Source organism: Gordonia humi (genome assembly GCF_014197435.1).
Classification (GTDB): domain Bacteria; phylum Actinomycetota; class Actinomycetes; order Mycobacteriales; family Mycobacteriaceae; genus Gordonia; species Gordonia humi.
This window is the reverse complement of the sequence record NZ_JACIFP010000001.1, coordinates 3884994-3899544: the sequence shown is the minus strand read 5'-3', so window position 1 is coordinate 3899544 and position 14551 is coordinate 3884994. Positions and strand designations below refer to the sequence as shown.

Sequence of the window (14551 nt, the reverse complement as noted above, 5' to 3'; positions counted from 1 at the left end):
CCGCGGTGTGGGCGTTCAACAGAGAGTGAGTTTGCGGTGGCTGTCAGCGGCAAGGTTGTGCATTTCGACTCGAATCGCGGGTTCGGATTCCTGGCACCGGAGGACGGCGGGGACGACGTGTTCCTGCACATCAACGACATCAGCATCGACGAGAACCTGCTGCGCCCGGGCGCGGTCGTGGAGTTCGACGTCGAGAGCACCGATCGTGGCTCCAAGGCCACCAACGTGAAGGTCACCGAGGAGGCCCCGGCAGGCGACCCCGCCGCCGAGCGCGCCCACCGCCGCGAGGACAACCGCGGCAAATTCGGCGACCGCGATCGCGGCGAACGCCGTGATCGCTTCGACCGCAACGATCGGGGCGGTCGCGACGACCGCGGCCCGCGTCGTCCGCGGCACTCGGGTGGACCGCTGTTCAACGAGATCACCGAGCTGCTGCTCGACTCGTCGCCGGATCTGACCGCCCGCCAGATCACCTCGATCCGCTCGCGCATCCTCGATCTGGCATCCACTCGCGGGTGGTCGAACGATTAATTCGTCGGGCTATGTCGCTCATGATGTGGAGCGGATGGTCGGCGAAGGGCGCAAGCTCGCCGACGCCGACTCCGGAGGTCATCGGAGCGACTTCTCCCGCGACCGCGCCCGCGTGCTGCACTCGGCGGCGCTGCGACGCCTCGCGGACAAGACGCAGGTGGTCGGGCCGCGTGAGGGCGACAATCCTCGCACACGGCTGACGCACTCGTTGGAGGTCGGCCAGATCGGCCGCGGTATCGCCGAGGGGCTGGGCTGCGATCCGGACCTGGTGGAGCTCGCCGGTCTGGCCCACGACATCGGACACCCGCCGTACGGCCACAACGGTGAGCGGGCACTCGAAGAGGTCGCGCGCGATCACGGCGGCTTCGAAGGGAATGCGCAGAACCTGCGCATTCTCACGGCGTTGGAGCCGAAGGTCCTGCTGCCCGACGGTGAGAGCGCCGGGCTCAACCTGACTCGGGCATCGCTCGACTCGACGCTCAAGTACCCGTGGTCGCGGGCGGCTCCCGGCACCAAGTACGGGGCATATGTCGAAGACGCGGGAGCCCTGGCGTGGGTGCGCGCGGGTGCGCCCGACGGCAGGCGGTGCCTCGAAGCGCAAGTCATGGACTGGTCCGACGACGTCGCCTATTCGGTGCACGACCTCGAAGACGGCGTGATCGGTGGCCGTATCGATCTGCGGCAGTTGGGTTCTCCCGATGACCAGACCGAGCTCGCGCAGCTCGGCATGAAGTACTTCGGCGGCGACGATCCGGCACCGCTGGTCGACGCCGCACAGCGCCTGTCCGAGATGGACATCGTCGTCGCGTTGGGCGAGTTCGACGGTTCGCTCGACTCGTCGGTGCGGCTCAAGCGGCTCACCTCCGAGCTGATCGGGCGGTTCGCGACGACCGCGGTGAGGTCGACGCGCGCGGCGGTCGACGGGCGGCCGGTCTGTCGATACGACGCGGATCTGTGCGTGCCCGACGACGTGGCCGCCGAGGTCGCGGTCCTCAAGACTCTGGCTCTACGGTTCATCTTCTCCGATGCCCGGCATCGCGCCCGTCAGGACCGTCAACGTGAGCGCATCCACCGTGTCGCCGAGATGCTGCTGGTGACCTCGCCCGGCGGCCTCGATCCGTTCTTCGCCGCGCGCTGGAAGCGCGCGCAGACCGACGACGAGCGGATTCGCGTCGTCGTCGACCAGATAGCATCCATGACCGAAGGGCGTCTGGAACGCCTGGACAAGTCGAGTGCCGAGGTGCAGGCGCACCTCGGGTAGGAGGACATCCGTGCAGGGACCGTTGCTGACATCGCTGACCGACGACCTCGACCGGAACGCGGTCCGGGTCGGGGACGTCACCCTGACCCGCGGCGAGTTGCTCGGCGCCGCGGCGGTCGTCGCCGATGCGGTCGTCGGCCGAGACGTGGTCGCGGTCAACGGGTCCGCGTCCATGGAGACCGTGGTCGCGGTCGTCGGCGCGTTGCTGGCGGGGGTGCCCGTGGTGCCGCTGCCCGCCGATGCGGGCCGAGCCGAACGGGATTACGTCCTCTCCGACAGCGGCGCGCAGATGTGGCTGTGCGCACCGGGGTGCGCCATCGAGTCGGGGCTCGGAACCCATGAGGTCGACATCACCGCCCGAGCGGACGCGCCGACCGTCGAGCCCGATCCGTCGGACATCGGAATCATCCTCTACACCTCGGGAACCACGGGTCGGCCGAAGGGCGTCCGTCTTCCCCGGCGAGCGCTCGCCGCATCGATAGACGGACTCGCCGACGCCTGGGACTGGACGTCCGACGACACCGTGGTCCACGGGTTGCCGCTGTTCCACATCCACGGACTGGTCCTCGGCATGATCGGACCGCTGCGCGTCGGCTCCCCGCTGATCCACACGGTTCGCCCCACTCCGGCCGCATACGCTGCGGCGGGCGGATCGCTCTACTTCGGTGTGCCGACCGTCTGGAGCCGAGTGTGCGACGATCCGGAGTCGGCGCGTGCCCTCTCGTCGGCCCGGCTCATCGTCTCGGGCAGTGCCCCGTTGCCCGTTCCCGTGTTCGAGAAGCTCACCGAACTGACCGGAAAACCTCCGGTGGAGCGGTACGGCATGAGCGAGACCGTCATCACGGTGTCGATCCGTGCCGACGGCGAACGTCGTCCGGGATGGGTGGGACATCCGATCGCGGGTGTGAGCACCCGCATCCGCGGCGAGGACGGGCGGCTCGCCCCGCACGACGGTGAGACCCTCGGTGAACTCGAACTCGCCGGACCCACGCTGTTCGACGGCTATCTCGGCAATCCGGAGGCCACCGCCGAGGTGATGACCGACGACGGCTGGTTCCGTACCGGCGACATCGCCGCCATCGATCCGGACGGCTTCCACCGGATCGCCGGCCGCGAGTCCGTCGACATGATCAAGTCCGGCGGCTATCGCATCGGTGCGGGCGAGATCGAGCACATCCTGCTCTCGTATCCGGGAGTGCGCGAGGCCGCCGTCGTCGGCGTACCCGACGACGACCTCGGACAGCGGATCGTCGCGTTCGTCGTCGGTGACGTCGAACGGCCGGACGATCTCATCGATGCGGTCGCGAAGGATCTGTCGGTTCACAAGCGTCCGCGCGAGATCCGAGTGGTCGACGGACTGCCGCGCAACGCGATGGGGAAAGTGCAGAAGAAGGCGTTGCTCGAGGGGGCCTGACCGCGGGGCGTGCCTCCCGTGCTCCCCGCCCGGCTCAGAACAGTCGCTTCAGTAGATTCGTCTCGGCGAGGTCGACGAGTTCGTCACCGCGCCCGGACATGACTGTCCGCAGAGCGTAGAGGGCGAAGCCCTTCGCCTGAGCGGCGGAGATCGACGGCGGAATCGACAGTTCCTGACGGGCGGTACGGACGTCGAGAAGTGCCGGACCGTCGTGGGAGAGGAAGTCGTCGACGGTCTCCGACAGTCCCTGCGAGTCGGTGGCGCGGAACCCTCGGATGCCGATCGCGTCGGCGACGCGCGCGAAGTCGGGATTGGTCAGATCGGTCCCGAAGTTCACGAAACCCGCGGCCTTCATCTCCAGCTCGACGAAGTTCAGCGACGAATTGTTGTAGACCACCACCTTGACCGGCAGCTCGGCCTGGACGAGCGTGAGGAGCTCGCCGAACAGCATCGACAGACCGCCGTCGCCGGCCAATGCGACCACCTGGCGGCCCGGGCATGACGATGCGACGCCGATCGCCTGCGGCAGCGCGTTGGCCATCGAACCGTGGCTGAACGAGCCGATGAGGCGTCGCCGCCCGTTCATCTCCAGATACCTCGCCGCCCAGACGACCGGCGAGCCGACGTCGGGCACGAACACGGCGTCCGCGTCGGCACCGTCGGAGATCAGTCTGGTCACATACTGAGGATGCACCGGATCGCCGGGGTCGGATGCCGTCACGAGGTCGTCCAGGCCCGCGCGGGTGCGGTGGTAGTGGTCGACGGACTTGGACAGGTGCTTACTGTCACGCCCCGAATGGATCAGCGACGTCAACGCGGGCAGGGTGTCGCGCGCCGACCCGACCAACGGCAGATCCACCCGGGTGCGACGGCCGATCTGGCGGCCGCGGACGTCCAGTTGGATCACGTACGCGTTCGACGGCAGGAACTGCGGGTACGGGAAGTCGGTGCCGATCATGACGAGGCTGTCGCAGTGCTCCACGGCCCGATAGCCGGAGGAGAAGCCCAACAGCCCGGTCATCCCGACGTCGAACGGATTGTCGTACTCGACGAACTCCTTGCCGCGCAGCGCGTGCACGATCGGCGCCTGCAGCGCGTCGGCGAGTGCGATGAGCTCGTCGTGAGCGCCTGCGACGCCCGCTCCGGCCAGGATGGTGACGCGTTCGCATTCGTTGAGCTGAGCGGCCGCGATCGCGAGCGCCTCCTCACTCGGCCGGATCACCGACTCGGCGGCCCGGATCCGCGTGACGCGCGCGGGGCGTTCGATCTCGGCGAGGAACAGTTCGCCGGGGATTACCAAGACCGACACGCCACGCTCTTCGACGGCGGTGCGGAGCGCGATGTCGAGTACCGCGGGCAGTTGCTCGACCGAGGTGATCGTCTCGCAGTAGGTGCTGCATTCGGCGAACACGCTCTCCGGGTGCGTCTCCTGGAAGTAGCCGGTGCCGACCATGGAACCGGGGATCTGCGCGGCGATCGCGAGAACGGGGACTCGCGAGCGGTGTGCGTCGTAGAGCCCGTTGATCAGGTGCAGGTTGCCCGGGCCGCAGCTGCCGGCGCAGACGGCGAGTCCGCCGGTCATCGCTGCCTCGGCCGATGCCGCGAAGGCGGCCGCCTCCTCGTGCCGGACGTGCTGCCAGGCGATCCGTGGATGCTCGCGCAGTGCGTCGGTGAATCCGTTGAGCGAGTCGCCGGGGATGCCGTACACCCTCTCGACTCCGGCGGCTTCGACAGTGTCGACGATCAGGTCAGCGACGGAGTATGCCATGACTCGAAGGTACGCCGCATCCGCTACTCCAGCAGCCCGCGCACGTCGGCGGCGGTGATCTTCCCGGAGAACGCGGCGCCGTCGTCGATCAGCGCGTCGAAGAGTTCGCGTTTGCGGTTCTGCAGGTCGATGACCTTCTCCTCGATGGTGCCGGTCGAGACCATGCGGTAAACGGTGACGGCACGTTGCTGACCGATGCGATGCGCACGGTCGACGGCCTGCGCCTCGGCGGCCGGATTCCACCACGGGTCCGTCATGAAGCAGTAGTCGGCGGCGGTCAGGTTGAGTCCGAATCCACCGGCCTTGAGACTGATCAGAAACGCACCGGTGTGACCGGCGGTGAACTGCTCGATCTGTTCGGCGCGTCTGCCCGCCGACATGGTGCCGTCCAGGTAGCTGTACTCGACGCCGTCCGACTCGAACCGCGCCGCAACGAGTCTCAGGAAACCGGTGAAGCTCGAGAAGATCAGCGCACTGTGGCCCTCGGCGGTCAGGATCGGTATCTGCTCGGCCAGATACGAGATCTTCGTCGATTCGAGTGATGCGTGCTGCTGATCGACGAGCCCGGGATGCAGACTGAGCTGGCGCAGCTGGGTGAGTGCGCGCAGGATCTCGATCTGGTTGCCCTCCCAGTCGTCGAGCAGGCCGAGCATCCGCTGACGCTCGCGCGCGAGGAAGGTGTCGTACACCTTGCGATGAGGTGGCCCGAGGTCGAGCGGCAGCAACTGCTCCTGCTTCTCCGGCAGGTCGGCTAGGACTTGAGATTTGTTGCGACGCAGCATGATCGGACGCAGACGACGGCGCAGCACACAGAGTCGTTCGGGCGCCTCGCCCTTCTCGATGGGATCGGCGAAGTGCTCTTTGAAGGTCGTCGGCGAGCTGTACAGGCCGGGTGCGACGATCGACACCAGCGACCACAGTTCCATCACCCGGTTCTCCAACGGTGTTCCGGTGATCGCCAGCTTGAACCGAGCAGGGAGGCGTCGAGCGGCCTGATGCGTCTTGGAGGCGTGGTTCTTCACGAACTGCGCCTCGTCGAGCACCATGCCCGACCATTCGATCGCCGCGAACGCCTCGTAGTCGATACGCAGCAACGCGTACGAGGTGACGACGATCCGGGCGCCGCCGATCTGGTCGGACAACGACGTCCCGGCGCGCTTCTCGGTGGAGGCGACGATCGCCGCGTCCAGACCGGGCACGAAGCGGGCGACCTCGGCAGCCCAGTTCCCGACCACCGAGGTGGGTGCGATCACGAGGAACCGCGCGGTCGGGTCGTCGTCGATCACTCGTTGAATCAGCGCCAGAGTCTGAATGGTCTTGCCCAGCCCCATGTCGTCGGCGAGGACGCCGCCGAGTCGGTTGTCCCAGAGGAACGCGAGCCAGTCGAGTCCGTCCTGCTGGTAGCTGCGCAGCCGCGCGTCCAGGCCCGGGGGAGGGGCGATCGGCGCGGGCGGCTTCGCGGACGCCAACCGGGTGAGTCGATCACGCCAGTCCGCGAGCTGTTCGTCGACCACGCCGAGTTCGAGGAGTTCCTCCCACAGCGTGACGTTCATGGTGCTCGACGAGACGCGGTCGCCGTCGAGATCGCCGAGCTCACGCGCCTCCGCCAGACGCTCACGCAGGGTGGTGAGCTCGGGTGTGTCGAGCGGGAAGTAGGTGTCGTCGGCGAGGAGCATGTGCGTCTCGCCCTGGGCGAGCGCGGCGATGACGTCGGCGATGGGTATCCGGTGGCCGTCCACGTCGAGGGTGATCGCGAGGTCGAACCAGTCGGTGCTCGAGTCCCCGGTGAAGTGCAGGACCGGCGGCTCCTCGGGGCGGTGGTAGTCGGGTGGCTCGCCGACCACCTCGACACGGACCCGTCCGCCGTCGACGAGGGCGGGCAGTACGTCGCCGGTGAGGACGGCGGCCTCGACGGGATCGAGCGACCAGTCGCGCAGAAACTGGCTGATCGGCAGGAACTCGAGTGCGGCGGCGACGGTCGTCGTCTCGGCGAGTCGTTCACGCATGCTCACGAGCGTCGCGATCTCGTCCTGCGCGGACGACTGATAGATGCCTCGCAGGAGTCGTTCGGCGGTGGTGTCGAACCAGCCGCGGTAGGTCGATGCGACGGCCGCGAGCTCGGAGCCGAGTGCGGACCACATGGTGTTCTCGTCCGCGCGGCGGCGGACTCGGTGCGGATTGGCTGGTTCGTCGTGACGTGCGCGAACGGACTCGCCGTCGGCGACGTACTCCGCCTCCCAGCGGGTGCGGGCGCCGTCGGCGGTGTAGTCGACCACCAGGACCGGATACGGTCCGTCGACGTCCTCGGGCGGAAACACGTCGTCGCCGAATGAGACCGCGCGGTCGGCGACCAGAGCCGGGAGCCTGGCGCGGAACTCGTCGACCTCGTTCGCCGGAACGGACACGTGGGATCGGGATGTGAGCAGCATCGTCTCCGACGCGGTCAGCTCGGGCAGCGGCCCCAGGTGGAGGGTTCGATCGAGCAGGACACCCGCGCCGTGCGGTTTCGGCGCACCGAGCAGGAGGACCCGGTCGGCACCGACCGGATCACCGTCGACGAACGTCTGGATACCGATGTTGAGGTGCCTCTGCGCACGCTCGACGTGCAGTCCGGTCGTGATGCTCGAGATCGACACCGTCTGCGGCTGGCCCCAGCCGTTCTTGCCGATGAGCGCTATGCCGGCGCCTTCGGCCCGGTTCAGGAGGGGCCAGACGCGAGCCGGAGCCGACGACAGCGACAGTTCGGCCGGCGGCGTCGATCTCTGCGTGCGGGCGGCGAGCGCGTTGCCGATCTCGACGAGGAGTTCCCGGGCTTTCGGATCGTGGCGGAAACCGGCCTTGCGCGTCGTGAGCAGCGACTTCCATGTGACACGCGTGGTGACCCAGGTGCCCCGGGAACCGTGTGTGACCGGTCGAGCGACGATACGGCGTCGCCCCCGAGCGTCGAGATCGAGTGCGAACTGCAGGCCGAGGGGCAGTTCGGGGCCGTCGTCCGTGGTCGGCGTCGCCGTCTTGTCGGCCGTGATCTCGTCGACGAGGGAACGCCACCGGCTGAGTTCGAGGGCACTCGCCGGCGGGGGCGGCGCCTGCGCGGCCGGTCCGGGCGCACTGTCGGAGGCGGTGACGACCAGGGCGACGCAATGTTTGCAGAATGTCTGGACCGGGCACGTGCACTGAGCTCGAACCTGAGCGCGGGCACCGTCGAATCGGGCGGTGACGCTGCACGTGTACGTCTGACCGGCGCTGCCCTCCGACAGACCCGTCACCGTGTCGCCGGACCAGGAGATCGAATGAACCAGACCCGACTGGGCGTACCCGCGCCCGCGCGACAGACTGCCCTTGTCGAAGAAGGTCAGGATCTGTGTGGTCTGCTGCGGGGTCCACGAGGTTCTGGGCATCACCGTACAGACTAGGCCGTGTGCTCAGGTCACGATCACCACTGCTCGCGCGGCTTCCGGTCGGTGGTGGTCATGCGAGCCTGGACCAGGATGCCGCCGACGACGAGCACGATCCAGATCAGATACCACCACCAGCTGTCGTCGATCGTGACCGCGATGTCGCGGCGAGTGAAGTCGTCGGTGTGCAGGGTGTGCGTGAGGAGCATCAGGCCGCCGGTGAACGCCGTCGCCCCGCCGAGTGAGCTGATGACGATCAAGATGATGGCGGGCAGGTTCACGGCGAGGGCGGCGGCGGCCAGGAGCGCGCCGACGATCACCCCGACCAGGATGATCACCCAGTTCCAGGTGACGCCGAGCGCCACCATCAGGGCGGCTCCGATCGCGAAGCCCACCGAGACCGTGATCAGCAGGACTGCCACCGCGTAGTACAGGTAGGCGAGCAGGCCGAATACGACGGCGACGACGACCCCGACGATCCAGCCGAGGGCACCGGTGAGGAAGCCGTCGCCGCCGAGAGTCGCGACCAGACCGGCGCCGACGCCGAATCCGACGAACGCTCCCCAGACGGTGATGACCACGCGCATCGCGACGATGCCGTAGAGACAGAATGCGGCGCCCACGAGCACCGCGACGATACCGACCAGAACGTTGGACATTCGGTAAAGATACGCCGAAAGGGCAAGGCCGCGACCACTATCGGTCGAGAACCCCGCTCTTCATCTGGCCCGCCCGAATGCCCGCGCAGGCGACCGCCAGTACGGCGAGGACGGCGAGCGGCGGCATGATGCCGATCGTCGGCTCCACACCGCGCAGCACGAGGGGGAGCGCGAATCCGATGTAGGTCCCGACGTAGTACACGCCGGTCGCGAGTCCGCGTCGATCCGCCGGAGAATACGTCTCGACGTCGAGCAGACCTTCGCGCAGACAGAGTCCGTATCCGGCGCCGAGCAGAATCGAGGCGATCAGGAATGTGACAGGCACCGGATCCGAACCGCCGACGGCGACGGTGACGAATCCCACGGCCACCGCGATCGCGCCCGCGACGCCGGTGCGCGGTCCCCACCCGCCGCGTCGTGCGAGGGTCTGACTGACCACGCCCGAACCGAGTGCCAGAACGGCGGCGACGCCCGGCACCCAGGGGCCGGAGAAGTCGGTCATGCGGCCCGCCATGGTGACGATCGAGGCCGACACCGCCGAGAACACCCACAGCGACATCGGAATCGACGTGAACAGGGCTCGGGCCAGACTCTTGTCGTTCCGCCGGGCGGGCGCCTCCTTCTGTTGGTCGAGCCCGTCGGATCCGCTCACGCCGACCGGAGTCGAGGCCCCGTCCCCGCGCGTCGGTGCGACCCAGAACCCGGCTCCCACCGCCGCCAGTGAGGCGACGACCGTCACCACGAACGGTGCGATGAGTGCGGCGCCGTCGGTGAACTGTGCGATGAGTCCGGAGGCGAGCGGTCCGATCGCGAAGCCGAGCGTCAGCGTCATGCCGGCGAACACGGTTCCGCGCGTACCGCCCACATCGGCGGCCCACGCGGTGCCTGCACTGACGGCGAGTCCGACGCCGAGTCCGACGATGAAGCGGCCGGTGAACACGCCGGGCTCGGTGTGCCATACGAGCATGAGCAGGTTGCCGAGTGCCGCACCGGTCGCGCCGGACAGGACGACGGGCCGCCGTCCGACGCGGTCCGACAGTCCACCGCCGGTCAGCAGACCGGGCAGGAGTCCGACGGCGTAGATGGCGAACGCGCCCTCGAGGGCCGCATCGGAGATCCCCTCGTCGTCGTGGAGGACGGGCATCATGGCGACGAAGTGATTGGTCGCCCATCCTGTCGTGAACAGCAGTGCGAGGACGATCAGCAGACTCCGGCTGACGGCGGGACGAGAAGGCACGAGGAGATTGTCCCGCGCTGGTCCGTTCGGCCGACAGTGGGGTCTACGAGTTCTCCAAGGCGGCGAGCGCCTCCTTCGCCGCTTCGAGTTCTCGACTGAGCTCCTCGACGCGGCGTTGAGCCTCCTCGCGGGCCGCACTGAGCAGCGCGGTGACCGCCGTCCGCGAGGTCTGGTCGCCGAGCGCGTCCACCGCGGCGTCGACCGCCTCGGGTGTCACAGACCGGGACCGCTGCGGCTTCTCGGCGCCGCGGGTCATCGCGACGGACCACTCGTTGTCGGCGGTCCCGTAGATCGTGACGGTGACCGACTGGGTCGACTTCTTCGAGGCGCGCTTCGCGGGCTGCTTCGGCGTCGACGTCGAAGCCGGAGACTTCGGCGTCCGGGATCCGGCGGTCTGTGATGCTGGGGTCTGTGATGCCGAGGTCTGGGATGCCGGGGTCTGGGATGCCGGGGTCTGGGATGCCGGGGTCTGGGGTGCGGGGGTCCGGGGTGCGGGGGCGTCGAAGGCGATCGTCGGTGCGGATGTCGCGGCTTCGGCGGTCCGCGCCTTCTTCACCGCAGTCCTCTTCACCGCAGTCCTCTTGCCCGGAGCCTTCGCGGCCGGTTCCGGCTTCGGGGGAGCGACCTTGCTGATCCGGAGTTCGTCGGCCTCATAGGGGAGTTCGTCGTCGACACCGCGCGGGCTGATGGTCACCGTGTTTCCGGCGATCGATACGACTCTCGCGGATGCGCCCTCGCCGAGTCCGAGGCTGGGGACGGCTTCACGCAGGTAGACCGTCGCCCGTCGCCCTTCGGCCAGCGCCGTCGACAGCCTGGTGAGATCGTCGGGAGTCAATGACTCGGCCACAGGAGTCGAGCGGCGGCGCGGCGGCATGGAACAGTCCCTCTCATCGGCTTCGATGTGTTTGCGTTCAGCTTCTCATACCGGCCCGCGACGTTCGCACGGGTGTGCGATCGGTGTCGGCATGTCGTCGACGTCCGTCGGTCATGCGCCGTTGTACATCTCCCAGAACCGCGCGCGGAGACGGAACCGGACACCGTCGTCGAGGTCGTACATCTCCAGGGCGTCGGAGGCGTCGAGGAGCATCGCTCGATCGATGTCTCGGGGGATCGACGGCTTGTCCCGCTCGAGGGCGAGGATCTCGGTCGGAGTCGCGCTCTCGCGGAACGATGCGAGGACCCGCGCGACCACCCCGTCGACCAGATCCTCGTTGACGACGACCTCGTATCCGGGCATCACCTGGGCCTGTGCGCCGGTCGACGAGCTGTACGCGAGGACCTCGGTGGGTTCGAGTATCGGCTCGGGGACGTGCCGGACCGCGGTGGCGACATCGAGCGGTGTCTTGGTCGCGGGTCCGGGCTTGGGGCCGGGTTTCGGCACGGGCACAGGCGCGGGTACGAGTGCGGGTTCGGGCTGCCCGTCGTCTGTTTCGGGGACCGGCGGCTGCTCGATCTTGACGACGGCGTCGTCGATGGCGGCGGGGTCGATCGTGTAGATGTCGTCGGCCGCCCGGATGAGGTGTCGGCTGACGCCGTGCGGCTTTCCTTCGAGATTCGGGACGGCGAGCAGGCTGACCTGGATGCCGTGGACCTGCGACTCCTCGACGGCCTCGGTGAGATCGTCGTCGCCGGAGACGAGGAAGAAGAAGTCGGAGGCGTCGTTGCGCGCGTGTGTCACGAGGTCGAGCCCGATCCGCAGATCGACGCCCTTCTGTTCGCCGTCCATGCCGAAGCGCCCGAGGCGGAGTTTGACGCGGGGGATCTCGCCGATCCGCTCCTGGCGGGCGTCTGGTACGCCGTTCCGCGCCGAGTCGTACCAGTGCACACGCAGGATCGGCACACCGGACAGATCCTGCGCGGTATCGATCAGTGAGCTGATCAGCTTGACGAACTCGACGTGGATGCCGCTGCGAAGGGACGTGCCGGTGACCCGTGTCGCGGCGGCCGCGAGCAGGTAGCCGGCGTCGATGTACAGCGCGCATGTCGATCGCATGGCGTTCACTGTGTCATGAGAACGGTCTCGGATGGGGACTTCGGGCTACTGTCGCGCGGGTTTGTGACTGTTGCGTAAGGTCGCGGATCGGTTGACGCGGAACACAGTGGGCGGAACACGCCGTGCCTAGTTCGGGTCGTACGACGAACCGCGACCGTCCTGTTCGGTGGTGCGGGCCACAGGCGTGCAGACGGATACGACCCGCGTGGTGGTCACGGGTGTCCTGGTATGACTCGTCCGCGGAGCGGCACGTCTCGTGGTCTCGACAGGGACTACATCGACGGGGCCTACATCGACGGGGCCCACATCGACTGGGCTCACAGTCGGAGGTCCGCGCGGGAGTTCCCGGTGCTGCCGCGGTCACTGATGAGACGCGGACGACGGTCGGGCGCCGACACCGGCCGTCGTCCGCGGGTTCATGGACGGTCGGCCGGACCGCTCCGCATCGATGGACATCGTCGACTCCCTGATGGACAGGAACTAAGCGTGGGCGGTGGGCCCGAAAAGCTCAACCACGTCATCCACAGGTCGGTATCGGTCCCGCGACGAGAGTGTCCGCGAGCGTCCCGAGATGCACGGCGGTGGCCGGGGAACCGTCGATCACCGGCCAGCCGTGCACATCGTCCTGCCACTTCTGCGGAATCGCCGATCGTCCCCACCGGGCCCCGAGCAGAGCACCGGCGATCGCCGCGACGGTGTCGGTGTCGTCGCCGATCCGGATGGCGGTGAACAGGCCGTCACGGAGATGGTCGGCGCCGTCGCCGGACGCGTGCAGGATCGATGATGCCGCGGCCTGCAGCGCGGTGACCGTGTAGCCGTTCGGTGTGAACGACCGTGGATCGTTCTCGCGCGCTTCGTCGAGCTTGCCGGTCCAGAAGTCCCGACGATCCGCGGGTACCAGGTCGAGTCCGGTGTGGACGTCGATCCGTGACTCGAGGACGGCGATGCGGATCGCCTCGCACCACAGCACGCAGCTGTCACCGGCCAGTCCGTCACCGTGGGTCAGCGTCGCCACGGCGCGGGCCGCCCGAGCGAGAGCGTCTCGGTCGTCGAGGTGGGCGAGCGCGACGGGAGCGGTCCGCATCAGGGCGCCGTTCCCCGCTGTACGCTCGCCCGAGCGCAGTAGCTCGTCGGACGCGCCGAGCATGGTCGCGCCGATCGACCTCTCCGCGGAGCGGTCTCGAAGCGCGGCGCTCAGGACTCGTCGAGTCTGATTGCCGACGTCCGGCGGATTCGAGGAGAACCAGTCGAGGAACCCCTCGGCGACGGTGTCGAGCGCCGCCTGCGTCGTGAGAGATCCGTGCTCGGCCCCGGCTCGCGCGACGGCCATGAGCATGGCGGTGTCGTCGCTCCACTCGCCGGGCGCGAAGTCGCCGAGTCCGCCCCCGCGCATGACGGGCTCGGTCTGTGCCGACAGGCGTGGCGCGAACTCGTACGGGACGCCGAGCGCGTCGCCGACGGCGGCGCCGACGAGTGCTCCCCGTGCGCGGTCGAGTTGTTCGGTGGTGAGTGCGTTCACGTCGTGCTCCTCGTGGTCGGCGTCGAATACGACCACGGCACGCGAGGCTTCCACATGCCGTGGCGCGAGGCCGGTATACGGCACGGCCTCGTCGTGGCAGAGAACGTATCGTGCGCGTACGACAGACACGGCGGTCGTGCGCTGCCGCATGATCGGCAAATAGACTCGACGCCATGGCACGCACCATCGCAACCGCATCCCCCGTCGAACTCGCCGAACTCCTGGACTTCGTCCGCACCCGCCACCAGTTGATCCTGCTGACCTCGCGCGCCGACGGCTCGCCGCAGATGTCGCCCGTCACCGGTGGCGTCGACCAGGACGGGAGGATCGTGATCGCCACCTATCCGGGGCGCGCGAAGACCGTGAACGCGAAACGGAACGCCCAGGTGAGTCTGTGCGTCCTCTCGGACAAGTTCGGCGACGCCTGGGTCCAGGTCGACGGAACCGCCGAAGTCCTCGACATGCCCGAGGCCGAGGACGGCCTCGTCGACTACTTCCGCAGCATCGCCGGCGAGCACTCCGACTGGGACGAATACCGCGCGGCGATGCGCCTGCAGGACAAGTCGCTGATCCGCATCACACCCACCCGGTGGGGTCCGGTCGCCACGGGTGGCTTCCCGGCAGACGTCGCACAGCGGCTCGACGAGACCCGGTAACCGCGCGTCCACGCCGTCGGCGCTCGCCCTGCGCCACCCGTCGGACATGGAGGTGTTTCGTCACCCGAATCGGGTAACGAAACACCTCCATCGTCGCGAATCGACCGGACGTGCGCCG

The 14551-nt window shown here is 68.3% G+C and carries 11 protein-coding genes; 4 read left to right on the top strand and 7 right to left on the bottom strand.

All coding sequences use genetic code 11. The features are described from left to right. Positions 1 to 36: 36 nt before the first annotated feature. The 3 genes from BKA16_RS17920 to BKA16_RS17910 are packed head-to-tail and all read left to right on the top strand — an operon-like array spanning position 37 to position 3206. A complete protein-coding gene (locus tag BKA16_RS17920; protein ID WP_183371949.1) occupies positions 37 to 531 on the top strand; it encodes a cold shock domain-containing protein in 495 nt (164 codons plus the stop codon). After that, on the top strand, positions 527 to 1792 hold the full coding sequence (locus BKA16_RS17915; RefSeq protein WP_387996110.1) for a deoxyguanosinetriphosphate triphosphohydrolase: 1266 nt from the start codon (positions 527 to 529) through the stop codon (positions 1790 to 1792). Before BKA16_RS17920 ends, BKA16_RS17915 begins: the two co-directional genes overlap by 5 nt. A 10-nt stretch (positions 1793 to 1802) precedes the next feature. Beyond that, a complete protein-coding gene (locus BKA16_RS17910; RefSeq protein ID WP_183371947.1) occupies positions 1803 to 3206 on the top strand; it encodes an AMP-binding protein in 1404 nt (467 codons plus the stop codon). Between the two features lie 34 nt (positions 3207 to 3240). On the opposite strand, the gene poxB is transcribed toward BKA16_RS17910, so the two are convergent. The 7 genes from poxB to BKA16_RS17875 all read right to left on the bottom strand — a co-directional run bounded on the left by poxB (position 3241) and on the right by BKA16_RS17875 (position 13861). Beyond that, positions 3241 to 4974 carry a ubiquinone-dependent pyruvate dehydrogenase gene (gene poxB, locus BKA16_RS17905; RefSeq protein ID WP_183371946.1) on the bottom strand — a complete coding sequence of 578 codons (1734 nt, stop codon included), beginning with the start codon at positions 4972 to 4974 and terminating at the stop codon, positions 3241 to 3243. Between the two features lie 23 nt (positions 4975 to 4997). After that, complete coding sequence (locus BKA16_RS17900; RefSeq protein WP_183371945.1) at positions 4998 to 8372, bottom strand: DEAD/DEAH box helicase; 3375 nt, start codon at positions 8370 to 8372, stop codon at positions 4998 to 5000. Between the two features lie 35 nt (positions 8373 to 8407). Further along, positions 8408 to 9028 carry a TM7S3/TM198-like domain-containing protein gene (locus BKA16_RS17895; protein WP_183371944.1) on the bottom strand — a complete coding sequence of 207 codons (621 nt, stop codon included), beginning with the start codon at positions 9026 to 9028 and terminating at the stop codon, positions 8408 to 8410. 37 nt (positions 9029 to 9065) lie between these two features. Beyond that, entirely contained in the window at positions 9066 to 10265 is a 1200-nt protein-coding gene (locus BKA16_RS17890) for an MFS transporter (RefSeq protein WP_343067498.1), read from the bottom strand. Between the two features lie 43 nt (positions 10266 to 10308). Further along, the gene (locus BKA16_RS17885; RefSeq protein WP_343067497.1) at positions 10309 to 11112 is read right to left on the bottom strand and encodes a DUF6319 family protein; all 804 of its coding nucleotides are present in this window, start codon (positions 11110 to 11112) and stop codon (positions 10309 to 10311) included. 138 nt (positions 11113 to 11250) lie between these two features. After that, positions 11251 to 12258 (bottom strand): NYN domain-containing protein, encoded by a 1008-nt coding sequence (locus BKA16_RS17880; protein WP_183371942.1) that lies wholly within the window; start codon positions 12256 to 12258, stop codon positions 11251 to 11253. 517 nt (positions 12259 to 12775) lie between these two features. Continuing rightward, positions 12776 to 13861 carry an ADP-ribosylglycohydrolase family protein gene (locus tag BKA16_RS17875; protein ID WP_343067496.1) on the bottom strand — a complete coding sequence of 362 codons (1086 nt, stop codon included), beginning with the start codon at positions 13859 to 13861 and terminating at the stop codon, positions 12776 to 12778. 89 nt (positions 13862 to 13950) lie between these two features. Between BKA16_RS17875 and BKA16_RS17870 the strand changes: the two genes are divergently transcribed. Further along, positions 13951 to 14433, top strand: coding sequence for a PPOX class F420-dependent oxidoreductase (locus tag BKA16_RS17870; protein WP_183371940.1), 483 nt, complete (start codon positions 13951 to 13953; stop codon positions 14431 to 14433). Positions 14434 to 14551: the final 118 nt, after the last annotated feature.

What these genes read in the sequence shown, in the direction of transcription:
- BKA16_RS17880 (WP_183371942.1), bottom strand. Translation starts at nt 12,258, where the DNA reads ATGCGATCGACATGCGCGCTGTACATCGACGCCGGCTACCTGCTCGCG.
- BKA16_RS17900 (WP_183371945.1), bottom strand. Translation starts at nt 8,372, where the DNA reads ATGCCCAGAACCTCGTGGACCCCGCAGCAGACCACACAGATCCTGACC.
- BKA16_RS17870 (WP_183371940.1), top strand. Translation starts at nt 13,951, where the DNA reads ATGGCACGCACCATCGCAACCGCATCCCCCGTCGAACTCGCCGAACTC.
- BKA16_RS17895 (WP_183371944.1), bottom strand. Translation starts at nt 9,028, where the DNA reads ATGTCCAACGTTCTGGTCGGTATCGTCGCGGTGCTCGTGGGCGCCGCA.
- poxB (WP_183371946.1), bottom strand. Translation starts at nt 4,974, where the DNA reads ATGGCATACTCCGTCGCTGACCTGATCGTCGACACTGTCGAAGCCGCC.